The sequence below is a fragment of the Psychrobacillus syltrankelensis genome (assembly GCF_055454035.1).
In genome coordinates this window covers 1,790,681-1,817,470 of sequence record NZ_CM144227.1, presented here as the reverse complement: position 1 = coordinate 1,817,470, position 26,790 = coordinate 1,790,681, and the positions used below count along the sequence as shown (strand labels likewise).

The window sequence follows — 26,790 nt, the reverse complement described above, 5'->3', positions numbered from 1 at the left end:
AACCGCATGGATCACATAGTAAAGGGCCTTGAAGAAAAACTCAGCCAATGGCGAAGACAGCTCCACCAGTTCCCGGAGGAAGGATTTATGGAATTTCGAACTACCGAACTAATAAAACAAGAATTGACCAATCTTTCTTGTACTGTCTATTTCGGGCAAGATGCCATGAATCCTAAGGTGCGAAAAGGCGTTCCTTCACAAGATGAACTGTCAAAGGCTTTGCAACAAGCATTCGTTCAAGACGAAGAACTTCTGGGGAAAATGCAAGGTGGACTAACTGGAGCGGTTGCCGTATTTGATACGGGAAGAAAAGGTCCTCATACACTCCTCCGTGTAGATATAGACGCTCTTCCGATTGAAGAGGGTATTCTTGGTCATTATCCTTATGAACAAAATTTTGCTTCAGTAAATAAGGGAGTCATGCATGCTTGTGGACATGATGGACATGCAGCTATAGGGCTTGGTGTTGCTCATGCAATCGATAAAACACTAATAAATCTAAAAGGGAAAATTACCATAATATTTCAACCCGCAGAGGAAGGTGGCCGCGGGGCTGAGGCTTTCGTTGATAAAGGGTGGCTTGATGATGTGGACTATTTTTTAAGTGGTCATATCGGAATTGATGAATCGCCTGTTGGTACAGTTGCGTTAACGACAACTCAATTCCTTTCGACAACAAAAATGGATGCAGTATTCACAGGGGAATCTGTACATGCTGGAAAGGCACCGGAGGAAGGAAGAAATGCCTTGCTGAGTGCGGCAGCTGCTGCTGTTCATTTGAATGGGATTACGAGACACTCTGCTGGTGCAACCCGTATAAATGTAGGGACGTTAAAAGCGGGTGCAGGACGCAATGTAGTTGCAGACCTAGCAGAAATGAAACTGGAAACACGAGGCGCAACATCTGAACTGAATAAATATATGGAAGAGGAAGCAAGGCGTATTTTACAAGCATCTGCACTTCTCTTTAATACCTCTGTCGATGTACAAATAACTGGAACTGCAGAAAGCGCAAACTGCGATGAAGAGTGGATAGCATGGGGGAAAAAAGCGTTAGCAGATAATATATATGTGAAAACGATCCAAGATACTGCAGTACTAGGAGCTTCAGAAGATGCAACCGCTTATATAAATGAGATGAAGAGAAAGGGTGCAAAATCGACATATCTTATTTTCTCTTCTCCACTTAAAGCACCCCATCATCACCCTTTATTTGATTTTAATGAAGAAGTACTTCCTATAGCTGTATCGACTTTTATGCACCTTATCGGTTATCATCATAATACGAATATTAAATGATAAGGATGAGAGGCAATGAGAGCTTGTATTGGTGTGATTGGTCCTGCAGATTCCATTGAACGAATATTAGAAATGGGTGCTGATTTTAAAGATATTGAGTTTATTGCATACCCATATATGCATGTCCAAGAAGTAGAAAAAATTATAGCGGACAATAAAAATCAGGTAGACCAATGGTACTTTTCAGGACAATCCCCTTATTATTATGCCTATCAAAATGGATGGATTCGATCCGATGAAGCTGCCTATGCACAGTTACATGGCTCTGGATTTTTAGGGGCATTATTAGAAGGAATCTTTTCAAAAGGAGAAATCATTCACAGGGCGAGTATAGACACGCTGGCAATAGAGGATCTGAAACGTAGTCAGTCATTTTATCATCTGAATAATATACACTTTGAAACCTTTCCGTATGAAGGATATTTACCTGCCGAAAAATTAATTGATTTCCATATCGAACAGCTTGAAAAAAATAAAGTAGAAGCAGCTTTTACATGTATATTGTCTGTGTATAACGAGATTCGCCGAAGAGGCTATCCTGTCTACCGAGTAATTCCATCAGATGTTTCGATTCGAATGATTATAGAATTATTAGAAGAACGGATTTACACAGCCAAATATAAACAATCTCAAATAGCACTCTTAGGGATAGAAGCGATATTAACACATGATGCAATTCGAAACCTTCCATATACATACCGTTTAAAAAGGAAGGAATTGCATTTACATGACTTACTATTAAGTGTAGCGGAAGATGTTCAAGGTTCATTGCGTCCGCTAGGGGATGGATTATTTTTCATCTATTCCACATTCGGAGAAATTGAAGATTATTTGAAAGCAGGAAAACTACGAAAACTCATGCATCTATCCAAAAACCAAACCGGAATTGAAATTCGGCTAGGAGTCGGATACGGAGCATCCATGTTAGAAGCAGAAAAACATGTGTTGCAAGCATTTGAACACGCCCGACAAGCGGATTTTCCACAATTAGTCGTGATGAACGAAGAAAAAGAACTAATCATTCTCGACACAGACGAATCTGCAACGACCTATGAAGCAAATAATTTTGGAGCGGATTGGCACGAACTATTTAACGGTGCATCCATCACACCGACAATGGCTGTAAAAATACTATCGTTCTCCCAGCACTACAATAAGCCGACTTTCACATCCCAAGACGTAGCCACATGGATGAAAAGCACCGAGCGAAACGGCAGAAGAATCGTCACCGAATTAGAAAGGCTAGGACTTATAGCTATAGTAAATGAACAACAATCCGGAAGCCGCGGCCGCCCAAGAAAAGTATACGCCTTCAAAAACATTCAACAATAAAAGGAAGCCAACCTAACCGGCTTCCTTTTTAATATCAGCTCATAGGAAAAATAAAACCATCGACCACCACATAAGTCGTAGTGAGTGCCACATAAACCCCTTTGACCACCACATAAATAGAAGTGAGCGCCACATAAACACCCTCGAATGCCACATAAACCCAAGCGACCACCACATAATTTGAAAATACTTCTATATAAATAGAAGAAACCGATAGATAGATGAAAATTACAATATCATTACAACAAATCCAATTTAGTAATCAAAACTTAATAGGATAAAAAGGTTTAATAAAATACAGGTTAGGATAAATGACCTAACTCCTATAACTTTACTACTCTTTTAAAAACACTCTCGTGAAAAGGAAAGAACTAACCGATAGCCTCTATTTTTGTAGTATGTAAACTTTAGAGAAACGAGAGATTAGATGATTTCTACAAATTAAAAAAGCAGCCGAAAATGAATTTCAGCTGCACGTTCCATGTCTATATGATTGGTCTTACTATTGGTTAAGGAGCCTGAAAGTGAAAATAGGCAGAGAACAGAAAAATACCGCCACGATCTCGAGCTCCATTTTAAATGCTAGTACTTCGTAGCGTGCTAACTCTATACTCTCAATCCTTGGCTTTACTAAAATCCCCATAAAATAAGAAAAGAAGCATCCGATATTCAGATGCTTCTTTTCTTGAGCGATAAAACGAAGGAAGTAGAAGGCTGCACACTAATGAATGTACAAACAAGTTTACGGCGTTACACATCTATAAGTAACCTTCTATACTGTACATCATAACACAAAATTCTAAAAATGCACGCATTTAATTTTTAGAAACATAAAAAAATTTTTTACTATTAAATAAATGGAAAATGATAAGTAAAAATCTATTAAAATAAAAATAGTAAGAATTATTCATAAAAAAAGCTAGCGCAAATGGATAAATTACTGTAATATGGAATATGTAATGGTGTCCTTGGTGCTTTCATAACATCATCCTCAAAATAAACTGGTAATCTTTTTAGGATATTGGTTGATTTTAGCATATGAGTTTTGTATACTCATATATTAGTTAGGGTGACGATATTGGACGCTATCAGGCGACCGGTGTTACACACTAAAAAAAATTGCAACACACAAGCGAAGGGAGATCACAAGTTTATGAAGAAAAAAGCTATCAAAATTGCAGCTTCAACTGCAGTAGCAGCTTCAGCATTCGTTGCAGCAGCACCAGCACACCAAGCTGACGCAGCAACAAATGTAAACCAATTAGTAACAGATGCACAAAACGCAGGTACAGTATTAAAATGGGCTATCTCAGTAGAAGGTACTGCTGATTACAAAACTCAACCAATGGCTCAATACAATGCTGCGAAAAAAGCAATCGCTGCAGCAGAAGCAGCAACTGCAAAACTTTCAGCTTCTGAAAAATTGAGCGCAGATGCTAAACTTGTAGATGCAAAATTACAAGTTAAACGTGCTCAAGCATACATCGATGCAATCACTTCAAGTGTAAAAATTAAAGAATTAACTGCTGGCTTAGATTCAGCTATTAAATCTGACGACATCGAAAAAGTAGAAACAGCATACCACAAAGCAACTGCTGAATACCGTAAACAAGCGGCTCTTTTAGACCGCGTTTATGGACAATCAACTCGTGACGGTATCCGTAACGAAGTGAAACCAGCTATCGAAAAATTAGTAGCTTCAGTTAAAAACGAAGTAACTGTTAACATGCTTGCAAAAGCAGCAGCTGCTGACGTTAAAGCAGGTAAAACTGTAGACGCTTCTAAAAAGATCGCTGAAGCACAAGCAATCCTTGATGCTAACGTTCTTAAATGGGAAACTTCTTTACAAAAATCAGTTTCTGATGTAGTAACTTCATTACCACTTGCTGTTTCTTCGGTAAGTTATGTAGACAACAAAACTATTGTACTTACTTTAACTAAACCAGTAGTTGCGGTTTCAGGTTCTGAATTTGTTCTAGATAACGCAGCTGTTGTAACTAAAGCTGAACTTGGTTCTGACAAAAAGACTGTAACTTTAACAACTACAACATTAGATGCTTCAACTAAATATTCTGTAACTTATAATGGTTCTACAGTTACGTTTGAAACACCTGCAACTGGCGCTGGAAATATCGGTGTAGATGCAACTGCACTACATGCAGAAGTAGGTCAAACACTTGCTGTTTCATCTTCATTCAAAACAGCACAAGGTACAACTCATAGTGGAGCTGTAAAAATTACATTAACTAATGACACTGATTATGTGTTAGCAACTGTAAATGGAGCAGCTGCAACTGCTGCTGATGACATCTATTATCCAGTTAACGGGCAATTAGTAGTAACTGTTAAAGCGAAAACTGCAGCTGCTGCAACTGGAGGTAAAGTGAAATTTGAATATTTAACTGGAGCAGCTGGAACCGCTATTGAAACAAAAACTTCAGGTTCTTTGAATTTTTATACAGTACCGCCAGTTGCAACATTACTTAACGATGCATCTGGAACTGTTAAGTATGTTGACTTAGCTAACAACTATTTTGTAAATAATAAAAATGAAAAGTTTATTTTGAAAGCAACTGGAAATGTATATCAAGATACTAATAATGCTGTTATTACTTTAGATGCTTTAAAAGCTAAATTATCTAAAGGTGACGTTGTTGTAGGATCTTATAATAAAGATGGTGGTTCAGTTCTTCAATTAGCACTTGATAAAGTTGCTGGATATGATTTCACAGTGGATCAAGAGTATTTAGGTGATACTAAAGCTTTCCGTGTTGAAGGTAATACTGTTACTTTATCGGGTACAGGTGAAGCTGGTAAAGTAGTTTCAATTTATAATACTTCTAATACTTCTTCAAAACGTCCAGTGGCATATACTACTGTAAAATCAAATGGTGTTTGGACAGTAGGAGTAAATGTAGATCCGACAACAGCTGTTACTTTCGCAGCGCGTCAAGCGGCAGTTGTAAATGAAGTTGCACCTGACTATGATGTTACTCTTGCTGGATTAAGTGACGAGTTAATAGTTGTTGCAGGTAAATTTAATGCTACTGCAACTGCATCAGTAGTAGGTGATGAATCTTCTATTTCTGGTAAAACAGTTAACTTTAATGCTACTAAATCAGAAGATGAAGATAATGTTAAAATTGCATCAAAAGCACAAATCACATTAATTGATGGTGATTTAACAAAAGCAACATATGTAGACGGAGTAAACCATACTTCTATTGTTGAAACTGCAACTGGTTTTAGCGTATACTTTGGTTCTCCAACATCTATCTCTGGTGGAGATGGAAAATTAACTGGTCCATTAACAGTTAATAATATCACTGGTATTACTAATGAATATGGATTAAAAGTTAACGTTACAAATCAAATTGTTAAATATTAATTTTAATTATATATTCTAACTGTGAGCTATCTCTAGGTTTATCTTAGAGATAGCTTTTCTTTGTGGTGAGAGTATTTATAAATTTTTCAACCTTAATACAACATTTTGGGTATTCCTTGGCTGTTATTCTCTATAATTGATATGTAAATTTAGTTGCAACTTATGGAGTATTAATAGTGAGGAGTAAGTGGTAAATTTAATCGTTTCAAAAGTGAAATGGATGAATAATCTCTCTGCTTTAGAAACTGATCAGCAACGTATAGTGTAAGGTTTAGGTAGATATATAAGGAAACAATGAGTTGATAGTTTAATAATAGAGTATCATTTGGATAATCTACTACACGAAAGTAACTTTTTAATATAAAGATTATTAATATGAGTTAGTAAAATTAGAGCCACAAATTTCAAGGGATATACCTCATTAGAAGATGGTACTGCTTTTGTTATGGTGGTACAATGGTATTACAGAATTATTTTTGAAGGGATGTTCCAATGTTTAAATCAAATAAAGTATCTAAACCAAAATTATTAAAAACTACATTAGAATTTAGTGACTTGTGGAGTCTTAATGAACAAGAACGCTACGTTTTTCAATCTGCCCACAATAAATTAAAAGGGTTAATTCCAAATCAATTGAGTATCCACGGAGTGAATCTCCACAAAACAAACGAAGGATTAATCATTACAGCAATCATTCGTCAATCATTGAAAATGAATTTAGCAATAGGTGATATTCGTTTAAAAATTCGTGACAGGGAAGGAAAAGATCTGGCAAAGAAGGATTTTAATTTGGAACATTATGGTGAATTAGCTTCTCTTAGAGCCCGTCCTTGGATGTTTGAGTTTGAAAATGAGTTTTTACTCGTAGCCTATGATGAAATAACTGATCAAATGGAATTTGAAGTAGTTTTTGAATATCAAGAAGATTCTATATCACTTCTCTCTTTACAATAAGATGAAAAGTGGACTCAAGAATTAACACTAGATCAAAAAGAATCATTAAAGAAGCCACTAGATTGATTAGATTCCATAGCACCTAATGATGTGTCAATTACCTTATTTAATTACAAAGATAAAGAGACCTTGGTCACACTTGAAGTATTAATACATAATTCTTTCAATAAGGAAGCCATTCTTAATAATCTACCTATACAATTGTTTTATAAAGCAGAAGATATAGGCGCACAATATGAATTCTCGTTAGAACTATTTAATCAAACCATGCTCGCCTAATAAATTTGTATTTTCAAAAAGAAATATTTAAAAAGAAAATCCAGATAGGTCAAACTGGAAAAAATACTTTAGGCAGCTTTGAGGACCTGAGTTCGGTATACTACCGGACTTAGATCTTTTAACTTTGACTTCATTAGCTTCTGATTTTAATACTGAATATATGTTTGTAAATTCATTTCGAAATGCTTCATACTTTCAAACTCTTGTAATTAAAGCAGCTCAGACTTTAATAAGCTAATGAAACTTTTGATGACGCATTATCTAAACAGTTTACCTTTTTTGACAATGCTCTTGATATTGTGTTTTGGAAGCGTGTTTCATTCTTTTTTCATTTGGTAATGCCAACCTTGATCTGAGTGGAATGACTTCATCCTCGGATTGTATAGGAAATGATTTCTCCATTGCTCAGCTCGAGTAGAAGGGATAAATATCGCTTTTCTCCAAAGAGGAATTCCGTCACATCCGTTCTCCATTTCTCATTCATTTTTTCTGCTTTGAAATCACGATTTTATAGATTTGTCGCAGTTTTACCCGCGTTTCCACGATAAGAACGGTATTTCTTCATGTGCACGAGACTTTAAAGCCCTTTTCGTTAATGAAGCGATTTATTGTTTTTGGATTATAATTACTTTCGCTTTGATTTTCACTGTTCTTGAACTAAGGCATTCAACTTTCTTATGTAGGAGTTCTCCACCGGAAATGTTCATTTTCAGCTTGTAATGCCTCAATTGATACTTCAACTAATGGTGTTTTCTTTTTTCATGGACGCATGACTCTTTTTATTCGATTCTATGGCATTGATTCCTCCTGTTTCATACTTTCTATGCCACTCTCGTACTAATTGAGGAGATGAAATATTAATAATAGAAGCTGTTTCGGCAGAGAAAGTACCCGTTTTGTTCATATAATTAAGTACATTAGTTAAACTACTGAGAATAACTTGTATAGGATTTTATAACCGCTTCTGCCTCATGATGTTGATAAAGGATGACCTAACCAATAATAATATATTCGCTTATTATTAGGTCTTGTGCGATGTCAACTGAACTTTCATTTTCCTCTAATAATGTAGAACAATATTGATTTCTTCTTCTGTTGTAAATCTTGCCATAAAAAACAACCATTTATGTAGTGTAAAACATTTACAGAACAGTTCAAATTATTCTCAAACGGTTTTATTAATGGTATAAAGCCTGTGGGATCATCTTAATCTATCTAGCACAAGAATCTAGATACTCTGTGGGAAACACTTCTATAGAGTCATATAGACTTAGGAAGATATTTCAAATTTGAACAGACAGTAGAAGATAAAATTATGAGAAGTCTGTACTATATGAAAAAAATAGACCATAAGTTCAAGTCCATATTATTCTAATTCTACTAACAAAACTAATTAATTATGAAACTTTTTTTGATACTAGTCGTACTAATATATAGTAAAGGAATAATTTAGAAAAAAGGAATATTGATATGGAGTGTAGAATACGTAATTAGAAGAATAGAAATGTACATACACATATTTTCTGGTAATAATTTTGTGTTCATATAAAATAAAAAATGTAAGTTGATAACAAAGGGGAGTAAAAATATGATGAAGAAGTCAATTAAAATTGGCGTTGCCTCAGCAGTTGCCGCATCGGCATTTGTGGCAGTTGCACCAGGTAAACAAGTGGATGCGGCGGCAAATATAGAGCAATTGATGGCGAATGTACAAAATGCAAGTAACGTATTAAAATGGGCAATTTCAGTAGAAGGGTCCGCTGATGGGGTAACTCAACCTTGGAACCAGTACAATGATGCAAAAACAGCAATTGCAAATGCGGAAGCAGCAATCATGAAATTGAGTTTTTCAGAGCAAATGGTGTATGATGCAAGGTTAGCAGATCCTAAAACTCAATTGAAACGTGCACAAGGGTATCTGGATGCGATTACTGCTAGTACAAAGATAAATGAAAAAACGAGTGCACTTTCAATTGCAGTTAGTGAAAATAATTTAGACAAAGTGGAAAAAGCGTATCACGAAATGACGGCCGAATTCCGTAAACAAACGATTTTACTAGATCGAGTGTACGGGCAGTCCACTCGTGATAAAATTCGTAATGCAGTAAAAGGTCCTGCGGAGAAGTTAATTAAAGAGTTAAAAAATGATGTGACAGTTCATATGTTAACGAAAGCTGCGATAGAGGATATAAGAGTATCTAGAACTACGGAAGCTACTTGGAAAATTAATGAAGCACAAGCAATTCTGAATGGAAACAATTTGAATTGGAAAAGTACTTTACAAAAGAATGTAAATACTGCTACTAATTCTTTGCCGGTTCAAGTTGCATCTATATCCAGAGTAGATAACACAACTGTATCTGTAAAATTGAATAGAGCAGTTTCGTCTATTCAAGCTAATGAGTTTGCATTTGATAACGCTTTATCCGTAACAAATGCATCATTAAGTAAAGATGGATTAACAGTAACACTTACAACCTCTACACAAACACCTGGCATGAAATATGCGGTGAAATATAAAGGAAGTTCAGTTAGCTTTACAGTTCCAGGCAGCATTGTTCCTATTCAAATAGGAAACATGACTACTCAACATAGAGAAACATCAGAAGTACTTGCGTTATCGGCTACTTTCTATGGTTCTTATGGCTATAATAATATAAGAGTTGATATTCCAGCTGGAGTAAAACTATTAACGATAAATGGGATAGAGAACGTAATCGTAGGAGCAAAAAGTGTAAATGTAATGCCTGATAAAAATGGGGTAGTTACGATTACTTTTACTGCGAATAACGAAAACACTGCTGCGATTGATAAGGTTATTACATTTAACAGACTAGAGAATAATAAAGTAGTAGACACACAAACATCAGGAACGATAAACTTTTACGCACCTGCAAAAGCAGGAACTATATCCAATAAGAAAGTATATTATGTAGATTCGTATAATAATTACTTCGTTACTGCAGATGGATTGAAGTATATATTAAAGGGTTATAGCGATACGTACAAAAATGAGGGAATTGCGGTAACCTTTGATTCATTCAAATATGCTTTAAACATCGAAGATACGGTCAATGGAACCTATCAACCGACATCCAGCTCATCATTCAATATCGCTATAAACTATTATTTTTACAATTTAGCACTAGACAACGAGTTTGCGTATAAATCTGGAACTACTGCTTACCGAATGATCGGTAATTCGATCAAATTATCAGGATATGGACAACCGGGAGACGAACTATTCTTTTTCAAAAATTCAAGTACTTACCTTGGAAAAGTAAGAATGAATGCTACAACAGGTGCTTGGGAGTTTAATACAAATACAAAAGTGGACCCAATTGACCTAACAACTTTCTACATTATGCAGCAGGCAGCAGGCAAGACCACTCCTGCACTTAACACATCAACTGCAACAGCATTTCGAGTAGTAGAAGGACCATTTGCCCTTTCCACTATTAGTGAAGACGTATCGAAAAAAGAAGTAACCTTCACAGTCGCTCCGGTAAAACGTGCAAATGGAACGACAGTAGCTCAAGATCAAGTTGTATTATCGAAATCACCATCCATCACGGTAAAAGGTACAGATGGGAAAGCGATTAAATTTACACATGGTGTAGACGGAGTAACTTTCACTACTGTAACAAACGGATTTAAAATCAAGTTTCCTACAAAAGTAGACGATAAAACTCCCGACACAGACCCGGATGCAGGAGATGTTGAAACATTACCAACCGCACCAACTTCACTAGAAGTTATTGCAATTGAGGGCGTTACAAATGCGTATGGTCTCGTTTTGTCATTACCTACAGGGCTTAAAATTACAGGATATTAAAATAGAACGGGCAGAAGCTGTTAAAGGATAATTCCTTTAACGGTTTTTTGTTGACTTTATATTTGTTGTATCCTAATGCAATCATCGTTTCTTTAAGATATGTGTATAGCATTTTGGACTAATTCTGTATTGGGATAACTCCAGTTTCCTCACTTTCCAATCAAACAATTCAGTAAAAATGAAAGTGAGATATTTGAGGAAAACCGCTCACATTAGTATAGCGTTTACTGTAATTCATGAATCGGCAATATTAGTGTTTCTCATATTTATAATTCTGTGGCTTAATGCAATAAGAAATTCATAGCAATGATGGGCTCCATAGGGGTCTGAACATGACTGTAAATTCGTGATTCAGATTAGCGGATACTAATTTAATAATGTGTAAAAGCCGTTAAAGGGTAATTTACCTTTAACGGCTTTACATATTGTAGGGTATTTTTTGTATGTATATTTCTTTCTATAGAGGAATACTTTGGTTTCGTTGGATATAGCTTCACCATGTTAAAATTATTTAATGAAGAATATGGTTCTCATTTGTTAAGTAAAAAAGAGAGTTATCGCTGAAAGGAAGATCTAAAGTTATGAGAAAAAAAGCTATCAAAATTGCATGTTCAATTGCTATTGCTGCTATCATTGCAGCACCAACGCAAAACGCCGAAGCGGCAACAAATATAAACCAACTAGTTATCGACGCACAGAATGCTGGTACTATATTAAAATGGGCTATTTCAGTAGAAGGATCTGCTGATTTTAAAACGCGTCCTTATAATCAGTACAACATTGCTAAGAAAACGCTTCAAACAGTGGAAACTGCATCAACTAGTCTTACAACCTCTGAACAACTCAGTGTACAAGCTAAGCTGGTTGAACCAAAAATACATATAAAACGTGCGCAAGCTTACATCGATGCGATTACCTCAAGTGAAAAGATTACAGATTTAACAAAAAATCTAGATCAAGCTATTAAATCAGCAGACCTAGAGAAAGTAGAAAATGCGTACCACATAGCAACTGCGGAATACCGTAAACAAGTAAAACTATTAGATCGCGTCTATGGACAATCCACTCGTGATGGTGTTCGAAATGCAGTGAAACCAGCTATGGAAAAGTTAATTGATCAAGTTAAATATGATGTTACTGTGAAAATGTATATAGAAAATGCTTTATCTTTTATAAAGGATAATAAGCTAGCAGAAGCAGGGGGTGAATTAGAAAAAGCAGAATATTACATAACTTTTAACAAGGAAAATTTTACTTTCCTAAGTCAATTGGAGAAAAGTTATAATGATGTAATGAAATCTTTACCATTGCAACCACTTACCGTGTCGTCTGATGGACAAAACACAGTTAAAGTTCATTTTTCAAAAGAATATTCCATCCCTTTAGTTGGCTTAGAGGCCGGTCAATTTAAAATTTCTGGAGAAACCGTACAAGCGTCTAAATTATCAGAAGACAAAAAAACAGTTATTTTAACAACTTCTGATCTGGATTCTTCGACAAAATACACAGTCACTTGGAAAGACTATAAGTTAAATTTTGAAACAGATGCGGTTGCTGATACTTCAGGCATTGCACTATATGATACAGATGTTTCTTACTTGGAAACTACAAATAATCGTGTATATCGTGCTAATTTGACTAATTCGGACGGCACTCCATACGTAGGTCGTGTAAAGATTAACTTAATGGAGGCAAGCCCTGCTACTGAAACGTCTTTTACCACAGCTGTGATTACTTCCGCAAATGGCTCTGTAGGCAATGTAGGACAAGAAATTACAGTATTCACAGATCTATATGGTAACTTAACGTTTATTATTGCACCAGCTAACGCTACTTCAGTAACCTATGTTCAACCAATAATTCAAAAATTGGATGGAAATCAAAAGAGTAAAAAAGCACCTCTAACTCATTTTTTCCAATTACAGAACGTTAGCGGTTTTTATAATTTTAATAGTATAAGCACCAATATATTCAAAGAGAATAACTATATCTATATGAATGGTTTCAAATACAAATGGGATAATAATGATCTATTTTTCATTCGTGGACAACAAGTGACACAAGAAGTATTTAAAGGAGCACTTTCTAGTGGTGACTCTATTACAATTGGTTATGAAATAAAAGAAGAAAATATTTCTACTTGGAACATCACATCTGATGTAACAGAGGCAGAAAAATTAGAAATTACAAACCCAGCACACTCCCCTGTAACATACGATGGCTCCAGTTATATCATAAGCGGAACTGCTGAAGCAGGCTATACTGTTCATGTTTATCGAAACGGTGTGTTTATTGGTACAACTAAAGTAGATGACAATGGGGATTGGACTCTTGGATCGATAAGCTTGATACAAGATATAGCGAATATATTTGAAGCGTATCAATATGCTCCTGGTAAAGACGGACAAAACGGCGAAGGATCTGAAAATCCAAATAATCCAGCTACCGCTATCATTAACGAAGGCACGTTTGCTTCAACTGAAATTATTTTAAATGATAGAGACAATAATGGATTGACTATATTTGATACACTAGATTTCTCGTTCATTAATCCATCTTATAGACATGAATTAAAAAAAGATTTAACCGGTACAATTACAATAAATGACGGTTACGGCAGAACTGCTGTAGTAAAAGTCGAATATGTAGATAGTCATACACTTAAAGTTGTTGATTTTATATCTATAGAGGCTGGCTTTGCTCATAATTCTGCTTCGCTTATCATTGTTGCTACGACTGGTTTAGTAAACCAAGATAGACTAGAATACAATATAGCTGAATCACAATCTAAAGGAACAGTTATATTAAAATATGCTAAGTAACAGCATGTGTTGTGTAACAATATTTCAATAAGTGTTTCAGAACATAATTGTCTTAAGAATTAAACCAAAATCCACTCAGGAGTTTGATACCTTGAGTGGATTTATTTAATTATATGATTGGGAATTAACATACAATCAACTCTTCAATCAGATGAGTCAGAAAAAACTTTAATCCAGTCTGATTCTAGTAAGTGAAAATACTAAATAGTTATTAGGCATTCCAATATTGGTATATCTATATACAGATGTTTGCATTTACGCAATTTGTAGAATTTGGTTTTAATAAGTTTCGTTAAAAATAAAGTTATCACATCAGAATTCCTTTGTAAGAAAAAATTCTAATTTCATTGTGAGGACAGTACTCCTATTTGATTTTAAATATCCAAGATAACTAATGGATAAGTAATAAAAATAACGACAAAATTTAGTCAAAGTGAATGCCTTTTTTTGATGCAATATTAAATATTACGACAAAAAAGTGGATAGATTGATGGTAAAATACACATTAATTCATTCTAAAAAAGATCGAAAAAGCAATATTCTGACTTTAATTATTAGAATGTTGTGAATTGTCGTTCTAATTGTGTTGATAAAGGATATTTTTGGTTATAAAGTAAGGTAAGTAAACAATGCTTTAGTCATGATAATTACTTGGAGGTGAGTCATGAAAACGAAAAAGATGAAAAAGAGGGTTGTAGTAGTGTTGATAGCGGTATCTTTCCTAACTAATTCAAATGTAAGTTTCGCTAAAAGTTACTTAACAGAAACGATTGATAGAGCGAAAGCTGACATGAATGAAGCAGCAAATGCCTATGTTAAACCGGCAGAGAGTGGAAGAATAGTTTCAAGTCAAGAACTCTACCAGGTGTTGAAATCGGCGAAGGAAAACTACCAAAATGCTAGAAGCCTGGTAATAAAATCAGATAGGTCAAACAAGGAAGCGATACTAAAAGAGTTAGAAACTTTGTATAATGAAAAATTAACAAAAGGACTCATACCTTATATTGATGCTTTCAATTATGTGGATAAATACCTAAACCCTATCATGGACGAGATAAAACAAGCTGAATCTAAACAGGATTGGTCGGAACTTGAAAAAGCATACCATCAATTAACCGTACAACTTAATACCCGCACTAATATTCTTTACAGATTTACAGGTAAAGCTACAAGGGATTTACTAATAGAACAGTATAAAAAACCAGCAAACTTGAAACTAGATCAATTAAATGTTCCTGTAACAATTTATTCGAAAGTAAAAGAAGCCGAGACTCTATTGTATATAGGTAGTACGAAAGAAGCAAATAAAACATTAAAAACTATAATACCGTTAGTAGAGAAGTTACCTACCGAAAGTTCCTTTCCTATGATTAGGGGGTTAAAAAAGGAAGTGGAGAGTGCCAGTAAAGCTGTTGGATTAGTCATCTTGTCTCCTACTTCTGTATCACCTAGTGAGAACGATGATGGAACCTCTTCTAATAATGCAGCTGCAAGAACGGTGACTACAATGATAAATGCTCTTCCATTAGCATCAAAAGTAAATGTCAGTGATGGAGTAGCCATCTACGCGGCACGAGCAGCATATGAAAAGTTAACAAACGTTCAAAAAGCAATGGTCGATATTACTAGATTAACAGAAGCAGAAAAAGTCTTCGAAGTAGTTAAAAATAAAGTAATAAATGAACAAGCAGCAAAAGTTGTGATATTTTTAATAGAATCCCTTCCGGCAACAGTTGATATAAAAGTTCCACATGCAGCACCAATAAAAGAGGCACGTGCAGCGTATGAAGCGCTGACAGGCGTGCAAAAAGCGTTGGTAGTAAATATTACTGCATTAGAAAAAGCAGAGCAAGCTCTAGTGAACTGTGTCAGGTAAATTCTAGACTATTCTAATAGTAATCCTCGATTCAAGTAAGTAAAAAGTAGTAAGCGGCCGAAATGAAAACTTCGATTGCTTTCTACTTTTTTTCTATTTGATGTATGAGGATATTATCTGAGAAATCGTTAGTAATTTTCCTTTTGCTGTTAAAAAATTTACTGATTCTGTGTGAGTATGATTAGAGATGGTGGTACTGTAGAAAAATAGAAAGCATCCATTGATATAAGTGCTGAGACCAAGATGCACTGGATGAAGCCAAAATCCAAGCCATTGCGCGGTTAACAGATTATAAAGAAACTGTTAAAGAAGATTATAGTACAACGAAATGGCTACTATCCTATCATTCAGAAAAACTAGTTGCATTTACACAAATTGTAGAATTTCCTATTTTTTAATTAGTTTACGTTGAATATATGTAAAATGTTTAAAAGTTATTACATCTGAATTCCTTCGTATGAAAAAATTCAAGCTTCACTGCAAGGTTTATGAACCCTATTTTGTTTAAATATCCAAACTGACTAATGGAACAGTAGAAAAAAATTCCGACAAAATTTAGTCTAGCTGAATGACTTTTTTTGATGGAATATTAATGATTACGACAAATAAATGGATAGAAAGTTTGCAATCCTACATTTAATTTTAACCCAAAAAAGATATGAAGTGAGATATTATGACTTATTGTTATTACAATGTTATGAATTGTCGGATAAATATTATTGATAAAAGATAATCATGGTTATAAAGTTAGGGGGGTATGGTAATGCTTTAGTCATGATAATTACTTTATTAATAAAGTAATTATCAAAATTTCATTGGAGGCGAGTCATGAAAAAGAAAAACTTGAAAAAGTCCGTTGTAGCAGTAGTGATAACGACATCTTTACTAACTTATTCAAATGTTAGTTTCGCAAATAGTTCAATCCAAGAAACGATTGATAGAGCGAAAATTGACATGAAGAATGCAACATATGCTTATGTAAAACCAGCAGAGAACGGAAGAGTTATTTCAAGTCAAGAACTATATCAAGTATTGAATTTGGCGAAAGAAAACTACCAAAATGCAAGAAGCTTGGTAATAAAATCAGATTTATCAAATAAAGAATCAGTACTGAAAGAGTTAGATACATTGTATAATGATAGATTAACAAAAGGACTCATTCCTTATATTGATGCATTCAATTATGTAGATAAATACCTGAATCCTATCATGGTCAAGATAAAACAAGCGGAATCTGAGAAAGACTGGTCGGAACTTGAAAAAGCATATCATAAATTATCCGTACAACTTAATACCCGCACCGATATTCTATACCGGTTTACAGGAAAAGCTTCCAGAGATTTATTGATAGAACAGTATAAAAACCCAGCCAACTTGAAACGAGATCAATTAATTGTTCCTGTCACGATTTATATGAAAGTAAAAGAAGCAGAAACTTTATTAGCTTTAGGCCAAGCAGAAAAAGCGAGAAAAATATTAGAAACTATATTTCCTCTATTAGAGAAGTTACCTTCATCCAATGCTTTTCCTATGGTTGTGGAGCTAATGAAAGAAGTGGACAGTGTAAGTAAAGAGGCTGGATTAGTCCTCTCAATTCCCACTCCTCCTCCATCACCGACAAGTGGTGGAAATAGTAAAAACAACACCGATGCTGATGATAGAGCTTCTGCAAATAGAACAGCCGCAAGAGCGGTGACTGCATTGATAAATGCTCTTTTAACACCACCAAATCTCAATGATGAAAAAGCAATCAAGGCGGCACGAACAGCGTATGAAAAGTTATCAACCGCTCAAAAAGCAATGGTGGATATTACTAGATTAACGGATGCAGAGAAAGCTTTTGAAGTAAAATCTTTGATAAAAGCCCTTCCAGCAGCAGTCGATGTAAAAGTTACACATGAAGCACAAATAGTAGAGGCACGTGCAGCATACGAAGGATTGACAGACGTTCAACAAGTTTTGGTAGGAGATATTACTGCATTAGAAGAAGCAGAGCAAGCTCTTGTAATTACAAAGGAAAAAGAAGCTAACGAACAAGCAATAGAAGTGGTAAAGTCATTGATTGCAGCACTTCCAGTGAATGTAAAAGTTGAAGATGAAGCTCAAATTCAAGCTACTCGAACAGCTTACGAGGGATTGGGGGAAGATCAACAAGCAATGGTGGATACTACTGCATTAGTAAAAGCAGAACGAGCTCTTGTAATTGCAAAAGAAAATGAAGCTAACAAAAAAGCATCAGAAGTGGTAAAGGCATTGATTGTAGCTCTTCCAGTGTTTGTAACAGTTGAAGATAAAGCGCAAATCGAAGCAGCCAGAGCAGCATACAAAGAATTGACGGCCGTTCAAAAAGCAATGGTGGATATTACTGCATTAATAAGGGCGGAGAAAGCCCTTGAAATTGCGAAAGTAGAAGCCGCTGCAGAGGATAAGAAAAAAGCTCAAGATGTAACAAAATTAATTGACGGAATCAATAAAAATAATACTGCAGTTAAGTATAAAAAAGCTCTCGATGATGCACAAACAGCTTATAAAAATTTGACAGAAACGCAGCAATTATTAGTAACAAACTTCGAAAAACTAGAAACTGAACTAGCGGATTTCGCAGACGTAGAAACGGAAGCATCCAAATTAACCGCGGGAGCAATCGGCGTATTAGTCGATGGTGATAATTTGGTAAAAAGAGCAACAGCACTTCTCGATGCTGGATATACAGTCACAATCTCGGCTTCGTCACCTGGAATGCTTAAAGGAAATCTAATTGTTCAACCGGGCGTTGGTGAAGAAGCGATTAATGGACCGGTAAAATTTCAAGTAAAAAGTGCCAATGGTACAAAAATCGAACATTCAGTCGATCTAACCGTAGAACCAAAAGATTCAAGTAAACTAGCAATTGACGCAGTAAAATCTTTGATCGCCGCTCTTCCAGCAGCAAATAAGGTAACATTAAAGCATGAAACTCAAATCCTGGCAGCTCGAGCAGCATATGAAGCGCTATCGGAAGATCAACAAGCAATGGTGGTGAATATTACTGCATTAACAAATGCAGAGGAAGCCCTTGAAGTATTGAAAGTAGCCTCGGATGATAAGGAAAAAGCTCAAGAAGTAGTAAAATTAATAACAGCAATCAAAAAGAATAATAGTGATTATATAGAAACTCTTGAAGCTGCACGAATAGCTTATGAGAAATTGACAGAAACACAAACAGCATTAGTAACAAACTCTGAAAAACTAAAGAATGAATTAGCAGATTTCAGAGCAATAAAAGCGGAGGCATCGAAAGTGTCGGCAAAAGCAATCGGCGTCTTAGTCGACGGTGACAATTTGGTCAACAAAGCTACAAACCTTCTCGAAGCCGGATATACAGTAACTATCCTGACTTCGCCACCAGGAATGCTTAAAGGAAAACAAATTAATCAACCAAAAGCCGGCGAGCAACCAATCTCTGGAGATGTAGAATTTCAAATAAAAAGCGCTAATGGCACGAAAATCGTACAAACAGTCTATCTTACCGTTGAACCAAAAGAAAGTAAAAAAAACTAGAAGCTGATAATAAAATCTTTTGATTGCCGAACTCCCAGCAACTCATACGGCTTATAAAGGAATGCCGAAATCTCAAAAAATTACTGCATGAGATTAAACAAAAAGAGCTATTCAACTTTTTGTATAAACTGGCAACCATAGGTACTCCAACGAAGACTAGACCCTATTCTAATGACTTTCTAGAAAGCTGTTCCAGCAAATTATTTGCTGGAGCAGCTTTTTGGTTTATAAAAAGAAGTAATTTAGGTTTTGAAAGTATTCAACTATTGGTGAATCAGAAATAACGATGTGGAAGAGGAAAAACACAACCGCAAAAAAGAGTATGTATAACATCAAGCCATAGAGAGGATCAACATCAGTGGATTTCTTTGTGATTAAAAAAACTATTATATAAGGCGGGAGGATAAAAATAGCAAAAATCAGGCATATAGTTAAAATGATATTCCCATACCTATAAAAATTACCAAAAATAAGAAATAAGGAAACAGTTACTCCTATAAGGAGCGGAGATAATTGTCCACCATAGAAGCCGACAATTTCTTTCAATGTGTGCTGTGGCCCAAAAACATAGTTAGCGATAAAAATTGAAATTACAGGGATTCCGATTAAAACTAATGTTAGCAAAAACGATTTCATAAAAAATGATACGAAGCTTGGCTCAATGGATATGTTTAAACTTTTCGTTAGTAAAAACAAAGATGTAGTAAAAAGTACTATAAATAAAATAATACTAGTTAGTCCATTTGATAACTCCATTTCGCCCCGATTAAACGCAAGGGAAGGCTTTCTTAATTGTTTCGAAAAATAAGTACGGTATTCACTGAACCATTGTTTCATATTTTGCATATGGACATTAGGCTCAACCTCTCGTCTCGTTATAGTAACTTCTTTCGCAAGCATGCTTTCCGAATCCAAGATAGGCTCTGCTAATTTATTTCCACATGTACTACAAAACTTGCCAGTAATTTGAATGTTCCCACAATCCGAACAGTGCACCCAATATTCCTCCTTTACTAAAATCATATGAAGCGAATAAATTTAATATTCTGCAAAGAAAGTAACAGACACCTGCTTAAGTTGTCTCATTATCGTTTTAAAAATCTCGGAAGAACATCAACGGAGTAACTCAGAAACTCCATACTCGCAATATTTTAAAGCATTTCCAACTCAACACCAGATTTCTCCCAAGGCAAGCGGTTAACCGTTCTTACTAAAATATATCCGCACAAAATGACACCTTATCTCGCCTGAAATATAAGGTTTCATATTATGACAAGAAAAAATTTTCGCCAAGTGAAAATTACCTTTTTTGACGTTTTTTTTTATTCATAACAAATAACGTGTTGGATTGATAGGGAAATAACGATTATTGAAAAACAAAATGGCTTTGGACAGTAATAATTCGACAGCAATTACTGTTGAATAGTTTGACTAATCTGAATTGTCGGATGAAATTTATTGATAAACTAGAATTCAAATATTAATGTAGAGTACGTGGTATTACCTCTAATCACGGTAATTCACCATATAAATCTCTTGCAGTATCGAAAATTGATTTTTACTTTAAATTCACAGGAGGCGACTAATAAAATGAAAAAGTTAAAAGAGTAAATAATAGGTTCTGTTTTAATAAGATTATTTAGAACGACTTGTTTTGGACTTTGGAAAAGAATGTCTAATAAGTAAATTAGAAACTACTTTACAGGTTTCTTAAAAAAGATTAATAGACGAATAAATAGTCATATCTTTTATTTCAAAACGTCATAGAAGCATGGACTAGCACATACATTAGGACAGTATCACATTATGCATATGTTAATCCATAGGAAGGATGCGGTCTCTATTAAACAACATTAGCAAAGAGGGTAGTAAAACTCATAGTTTCATAAAGTGAAATTATCTGTACTAAAGGGGGAAATATATTGAAGAAAAAATTAGTTAATCGGTTATTTAGTGTGTTCATGGTATTAGCTATGGTCTTCTCGTTGATAATTCCGACGACGACTGCATCTGCAAATGTAGTACCAAAACCATTCAAACAAAATATTCCAAGCGAAAGTACGATGCAACAAAAAGCAGCAATTACGGAGCAACTGGACTTGTTGGATGGCGGTCCAAAACTACACAAAGAATTACAAAACCTTTCCGGCAATCAAGAAGTTGCAGTAATCATTCATTTATCTGAAAAACCGGTTGCCCTTGAAAAAGGAATAAACGAGTTAAAAGGAAAAGCGTTCTCAAGCGCTCAGGAAAATCAAGTAAGAACGAAAGTAAAAGCACAACAAGCATCTGTAAAAAAAGAATTAAGTGTAAAAAATATTAATATTAAACAAGGATATACATTTGATACAGTATTGAACGGTTTTGCAGCGGTTGTCAAAGCTGATGATCTAGAAAAACTTCTTACTGTTCATGGAGTTACATTAGTGGAACCTGATGTAACAGTTTATGCGTTGGAAGAACCAAAAAAATCTAAACCAATTAATACAACAACGCCAAGTAAAGATGCGCAATTAGATGCAAAGATGAATACTAGCATTTCATTCCTAGGAATAGAAAAGCTTTGGAACGAAGGAATTCAAGGACAAGGCATTAAAGTTGCAGTACTTGATACTGGAATCGATGCAAATCATCCAGAATTTGCTGGAATTTATAAAGGTGGAAAGAACTTTATCCCGAATTCATCCACTTATACAAGAACTCGTGCAGATAATGATGCATCGGAAACTTCACCAGTGGAACGCCCAGCTGGAACACCTGAATTTAATGATAAAGGTAGTGCGTTCTACACTTCTCATGGTACTCATGTAGCAGGTACAATTGCTGCGATTGGTGCGAATGAATACGGCATTAAAGGTATTGCGCCTAAAGTAGATCTTTATATGTACCGAGTACTCGGAGCATATGGAAGTGGGTCTAACTCAGGGATTATAAAAGCAATTGACACTGCTGTAATTGAAAAGATGGATGTTATTAACCTATCACTAGGTGGGGAGAATAACTCAGAAACGGATAGCGGATCTTTCGCAATCAATAACGCTATGATGGCTGGGACAATCGCTGTTGTAGCAACAGGTAATTCAGGTCCAAACAGAGGAACGATAGGAACTCCGTCTACTTCTCGTTTAGGAATTGCAGTTGGTAACACAACGAACCCAGAAACGATGTACAACGGAGAAGTAAATGTCACAGTTGGTGCCTTCAATCTAACTAAACAGATCCAATTGATGGGAACTACTTTTGGGAAAGATTTAGCAACACAGCTTCAAGGTGAATTCGACTTAGTCGCAATTCCTGGAAACGGTGAAGCGAAGGATTATCAAGGAATCGATGTAAAAGGTAAAGTTGCACTGATCTCTCGGGGTAGTATTGCATTTGTAGATAAAATTGCGTATGCAAAAGCAAATGGAGCAGTAGCAACAATTATCCATAACTTTGCTGGTGGTACGAATGCTCCAAATGCATCAGGAACTTTCCTAGGTGATTCATTTGAATTCATCCCAACGTATGATATGTCTCAAACAGATGGCGATGCAATTCGTACAGCATTAAAAGGTGGAGCGGGAACTGTTAAGTTTGGGAAGTTTGCCTCTACTAAAACAACTGGGGATGAGGTAAACAGTTCTAGTTCACGTGGGCCATCCACACCGAACTTCGATATCAAACCAGATGTAAGTGCACCTGGTACGAATATTATGTCAACAATTCCAATGTACAAAGCAGATTTTCCAAATGCTGTTTATGATAAAGCATATGACCGCAAGACTGGAACTTCAATGGCAACACCACACATTGCGGGAATCGCAGCACTTGTCAAACAAGCAAATCCAACTTGGAATGCATTCGATGTTAAAGTAGCGCTTTCGAATACAGCGAAAATTCTTGATAAAGCAAAATTTGATGTGTTCGCACAAGGTGCTGGACGTGTGGATGCATATGCAGCGGCACATCCAAGTGTACTTGCTTATGCGCTTGACAAGGCTGTTCTTGATGGAACTGGAGCAATTGTTGATAATATAAAAGGAACTGTTACATTCGGTCCACAGCCACTAACACAAAATATTTCTGTGACGAAACAAATTCTTGTAAAAGATAAGAAGGGTACCGGTGGAGATTATAATGTGACAGTGGATGTTACCAAGTCCTTTGGTAATGCCAAAGTGACGGTTGACAAACCAACATTCACGTTGGCTGGCGAACAACTGTTAAATGTAACATTGACTGCTTCAAAAGCTACAGCTCCAGCTGGGTCAGAAATTATAGGATATATCCGTATTAACGGTGGAGGTTCCGAAGTTTCATTGCCATTTGCAGCTGACTTAAGTAGTGTAGTTAAAATAGATATTAAGGATATGAAAATAACAGAAACTGACCTCTCCTTTAACGGAGACGGTGTGAAAGATTCGGCTGTGCTTTCATTCACGCTGACCGGCAATGTAGGAACAAACTATATCGAAATTTGGGATATCATGAATCCTGATGGTGGAGAGTACGGCGATGGCTACATTGGGTACTTACATGCTGCTTCTTCACTTGCAAAAGGTTCCTATACGCTAACTGTTGCTGGGCAGTACAAACCATGGGGCAGTGCGCCTGCAACAACGATTCCAGATGGTTTATATACGATTGACTTTTCTGCAAGTTCAGCTACTGGAGCTCTTGGTGCCTACGTTGGACCGATTGTCGTTAAAACAACGAAACCAGAAATTAAAGGCTCAGTTACAAATCAAGTGGCTACAGGGCAAGTGACTGACAAATATATTGATTATAATAAAGAATTATATTTGTATGATATGGATTATGATTTGAATGAAAAACTACACGCGACCTATATTGCGACGATTAACGGGGTAACAAAGGAAGCAGTGAAATTCAATCTGGAACAAGATGGATCATTCTCATTCCCGATAACTGCTGATACAAATGCTGTAACCGTTATCGTGAAAGATGAGGCAGGCAATGTTGGAGAATCATTAATTTATGAAAAGAAAGAGCCAGAAGCAGTAGTAACTCTTTCTGTAAACCCAACGAAACTTGATTTAACTACTGGCGGAACAGCTCAACTTGCTGTTACAGAAACTTCAACACCAGCAACAGGGCAAGCTACGAACAAAGACGTAACTGCAAAAGCTACGTACGTGGTAGCAGACGAATCAGTTGCAAAGGTTACTAATGGATTAGTAACTGCAGTAGGAAAGGGATCCACAACGATTACCATTTCTCACGGTAATAATAATGTGACTGTAAATGTGAGCGTAAAAGATCCGGTAGTTATCGTACCAGGAGTGGCACTAACTGCGAACAAAACAGATATTGTTTTGGAACCAGGAAAAGAAGCACAACTTACTATTAAAGAAGTAACAACAACGTCAGATGGAAAAACAACTGAAAAAGACGTAACAAAAGCTGCTACTTATAAAGTTGCGGATGGTAAAGTTGCTTCGGTAACGAATGGTTTAGTTACAGCAAAAAATGAAGGAAGCACTACAATTGCCGTGAAATATGGTAAAAATGAATTAACTGTAAATGTGACGGTTAAAGCACAAGTCGTGACACTGACTTCAAACAAAACACAAATTGATCTAGAACCAGGTAAAGAAGCAAAACTGGTTATTAAAGAAGTAACAACAGCAGCAGATGGAACAACAAAACAGACAGACGTCACAAAAGCTGCAACGTATAAAGTAGCAGATAATAAAGTGGTATCCGTATCTGAGGGCGTAATAACAGCAAAAGCTGTAGGAAGTACAACAATTACTGTAAAACACAATAAAAATGAATTAACTGTAAATGTAACTGTTTCAGAACCAGGGGTGACATTAACTACAAACAAAACAGACATTGTTCTCGAACCAGGAAAAGAATCAAAATTGACGATTAAAGAAGTAACAACAGGGGCAGACGGAAAAGAAAAACAAACAGATGTTACCAAATTTGCGACATATACAGTTGCAGATAGTAAGGTTGCTTCCGTAACTGGTGGTTTAGTGGTAGCGAAAGCGGCTGGAACTACAACGATCACAGTTAAATACGGTAAAAATGAATTGACGGTCAACGTGACGGTTATCGGTCCTAAAGTGACACTGACAACAAATAAAACTGACATTGTTCTTGAACCAGAAAAAGAATCCAAACTAACGATTAAACAAGTAACTATCGGAGCAGATGGAAAAGAAAAACAAGTAGACGTCACAAATTTTGCAACGTACACAGTAGCAAATAGCAAAGTGGCTTCCGTCACTAGCACCGGTATCGTAAGAGCAGAATCGGTAGGCAGTACAACAATCACTGTAAAATACGGGAATAATGAGTTGACTGTTAATGTGAAGGTTGCAGAACCAGTAGTGACACTATCAGTAAACAAAACACAAGTTGATTTGGAACCTGGAAAAGAACTACAACTGACAGTGAAAGAGTTAACAATATCGTTGGATGGAAAAACAACCGAAAAAAATGTGACAAAAGCAGCTACTTATACAGTAGAAAACGGTAAAGTTGCATCTGTAACGGATGGTTTAATAAGAGCAAAAGCAGTAGGAGCAACAAAAATTACAGTTAAACATGGTAAAAATGAATTAACTGTCAATGTGAACGTGACAGAACCGGTAGTGACACTGGTTGCTAACGAAACAAAAATTGACTTGGAAGTAGGAAAAGAAGCACAACTGATATTTAAAGAAGTAACCACAACGGCGGATGGAAAAACAACAGAAAAAGACGTTACAACATCAGCAACGTATAAAGTAGCAGATGGTAAAGTGGCTTCCGTAGCAAATGGCTTAGTAAAAGCAAAAGCAGAAGGTAGCACAACAATCACTGTTAAATACGGTAAAAATGAAGTAACTGTCAATGTAAACGTTAAAGCACCAGTTGTGACATTGGTTGCCGACCAAACACAACTTGAGTTGAAACCAGGAAAAGAAGTACAACTGATCTTTACCGAAGTAACAACAATGCCAGATGGAACAAAAATAGAAAGAGATGTTACAACAGCTGCAAAATATACTGTAGCAAATAGTAAGGTAGCTTCTGTAACTAACGGTTTAGTAAGAGCAAAAGCAGAAGGAACTACAACAATCACTGTTAAATACGGTAAAAACGAAGTGACAATTGTTGTAAACGTTGGAAACCCTTTAGTAGTGGGAGAAACTCTAGAAGTTAACTAATTTCTATTCACTTTGATAAAGTGGCTGAAAAAGCTCAACAACTGAGTAAAGGTACCAGATTCTAAAACAATCCAGAATTCATTGAGGAACTGGTATCTTGCATTAGAAAACCTATAAAACTCGTACTAAAAAAGTATTCAAGTTATCTTTTATTACAGGAGTGTTACTGGTGCCAGGCACCGATAACACTCCTGTAACAATTGTTTGACTAAGGATTCATCATATCGTACAGTACAGCATTCGATTGATTGAGGAATCTGCAATTGAGAGTGTTGTTGCATTCAACTTTGTGATTAGTA

At 35.7% G+C, this 26,790-nt stretch carries 11 protein-coding genes; 9 read left to right on the top strand and 2 right to left on the bottom strand.

Annotated elements, in window-relative coordinates:
- Positions 1-6 precede the first annotated feature (6 nt).
- The 4 genes from ACTSKG_RS08755 to ACTSKG_RS08740 all read left to right on the top strand — a co-directional run bounded on the left by ACTSKG_RS08755 (position 7) and on the right by ACTSKG_RS08740 (position 6,973).
- A complete protein-coding gene (locus ACTSKG_RS08755; RefSeq protein ID WP_464757798.1) occupies positions 7-1,299 on the top strand; it encodes an amidohydrolase in 1,293 nt (430 codons plus the stop codon).
- Positions 1,300-1,314: 15 nt separating this feature from the next.
- Positions 1,315-2,631 (top strand): hypothetical protein, encoded by a 1,317-nt coding sequence (locus ACTSKG_RS08750; RefSeq protein WP_464757797.1) that lies wholly within the window; start codon positions 1,315-1,317, stop codon positions 2,629-2,631.
- A gap of 1,153 nt (positions 2,632-3,784) precedes the next feature.
- Positions 3,785-6,019 carry a hypothetical protein gene (locus tag ACTSKG_RS08745; protein ID WP_464757796.1) on the top strand — a complete coding sequence of 745 codons (2,235 nt, stop codon included), beginning with the start codon at positions 3,785-3,787 and terminating at the stop codon, positions 6,017-6,019.
- A gap of 492 nt (positions 6,020-6,511) precedes the next feature.
- Positions 6,512-6,973, top strand: a complete 462-nt coding sequence (locus ACTSKG_RS08740; protein WP_464757795.1) for an SLAP domain-containing protein — start codon at positions 6,512-6,514, stop codon at positions 6,971-6,973.
- 1,015 nt (positions 6,974-7,988) lie between these two features.
- Here ACTSKG_RS08740 and ACTSKG_RS08735 read toward each other — a convergent pair.
- Positions 7,989-8,156, bottom strand: coding sequence for a helix-turn-helix domain-containing protein (locus ACTSKG_RS08735; RefSeq protein ID WP_464757794.1), 168 nt, complete (start codon positions 8,154-8,156; stop codon positions 7,989-7,991).
- Positions 8,157-8,840: 684 nt separating this feature from the next.
- Here ACTSKG_RS08735 and ACTSKG_RS08730 point away from each other — a divergent pair.
- From ACTSKG_RS08730 to ACTSKG_RS08715, 4 genes are all read left to right on the top strand, one after another.
- Complete coding sequence (locus ACTSKG_RS08730) at positions 8,841-11,087, top strand: hypothetical protein (protein ID WP_464757793.1); 2,247 nt, start codon at positions 8,841-8,843, stop codon at positions 11,085-11,087.
- A gap of 581 nt (positions 11,088-11,668) precedes the next feature.
- Complete coding sequence (locus tag ACTSKG_RS08725; RefSeq protein ID WP_464757792.1) at positions 11,669-13,909, top strand: hypothetical protein; 2,241 nt, start codon at positions 11,669-11,671, stop codon at positions 13,907-13,909.
- Positions 13,910-14,573: 664 nt separating this feature from the next.
- Positions 14,574-15,785: a hypothetical protein gene (locus ACTSKG_RS08720; protein ID WP_464757791.1), complete on the top strand. Its 1,212-nt coding sequence runs from the start codon at positions 14,574-14,576 to the stop codon at positions 15,783-15,785.
- Between the two features lie 828 nt (positions 15,786-16,613).
- A complete protein-coding gene (locus ACTSKG_RS08715; protein ID WP_464757790.1) occupies positions 16,614-19,325 on the top strand; it encodes a hypothetical protein in 2,712 nt (903 codons plus the stop codon).
- A gap of 225 nt (positions 19,326-19,550) precedes the next feature.
- Here the strand turns inward: ACTSKG_RS08715 and ACTSKG_RS08710 are convergent, their stop codons facing one another.
- The gene (locus ACTSKG_RS08710) at positions 19,551-20,321 is read right to left on the bottom strand and encodes an eS27 family ribosomal protein (protein WP_464757789.1); all 771 of its coding nucleotides are present in this window, start codon (positions 20,319-20,321) and stop codon (positions 19,551-19,553) included.
- 926 nt (positions 20,322-21,247) lie between these two features.
- Between ACTSKG_RS08710 and ACTSKG_RS08705 the strand changes: the two genes are divergently transcribed.
- The gene (locus tag ACTSKG_RS08705; RefSeq protein WP_464757788.1) at positions 21,248-26,491 is read left to right on the top strand and encodes a S8 family serine peptidase; all 5,244 of its coding nucleotides are present in this window, start codon (positions 21,248-21,250) and stop codon (positions 26,489-26,491) included.
- Positions 26,492-26,790 lie beyond the last annotated feature (299 nt).

What these genes read in the sequence shown, in the direction of transcription:
- ACTSKG_RS08745 (WP_464757796.1), top strand. Translation starts at nt 3,785, where the DNA reads ATGAAGAAAAAAGCTATCAAAATTGCAGCTTCAACTGCAGTAGCAGCT.
- ACTSKG_RS08750 (WP_464757797.1), top strand. Translation starts at nt 1,315, where the DNA reads ATGAGAGCTTGTATTGGTGTGATTGGTCCTGCAGATTCCATTGAACGA.
- ACTSKG_RS08755 (WP_464757798.1), top strand. Translation starts at nt 7, where the DNA reads ATGGATCACATAGTAAAGGGCCTTGAAGAAAAACTCAGCCAATGGCGA.
- ACTSKG_RS08720 (WP_464757791.1), top strand. Translation starts at nt 14,574, where the DNA reads ATGAAAACGAAAAAGATGAAAAAGAGGGTTGTAGTAGTGTTGATAGCG.
- ACTSKG_RS08730 (WP_464757793.1), top strand. Translation starts at nt 8,841, where the DNA reads ATGATGAAGAAGTCAATTAAAATTGGCGTTGCCTCAGCAGTTGCCGCA.
- ACTSKG_RS08740 (WP_464757795.1), top strand. Translation starts at nt 6,512, where the DNA reads ATGTTTAAATCAAATAAAGTATCTAAACCAAAATTATTAAAAACTACA.
- ACTSKG_RS08715 (WP_464757790.1), top strand. Translation starts at nt 16,614, where the DNA reads ATGAAAAAGAAAAACTTGAAAAAGTCCGTTGTAGCAGTAGTGATAACG.
- ACTSKG_RS08725 (WP_464757792.1), top strand. Translation starts at nt 11,669, where the DNA reads ATGAGAAAAAAAGCTATCAAAATTGCATGTTCAATTGCTATTGCTGCT.
- ACTSKG_RS08735 (WP_464757794.1), bottom strand. Translation starts at nt 8,156, where the DNA reads ATGAACAAAACGGGTACTTTCTCTGCCGAAACAGCTTCTATTATTAAT.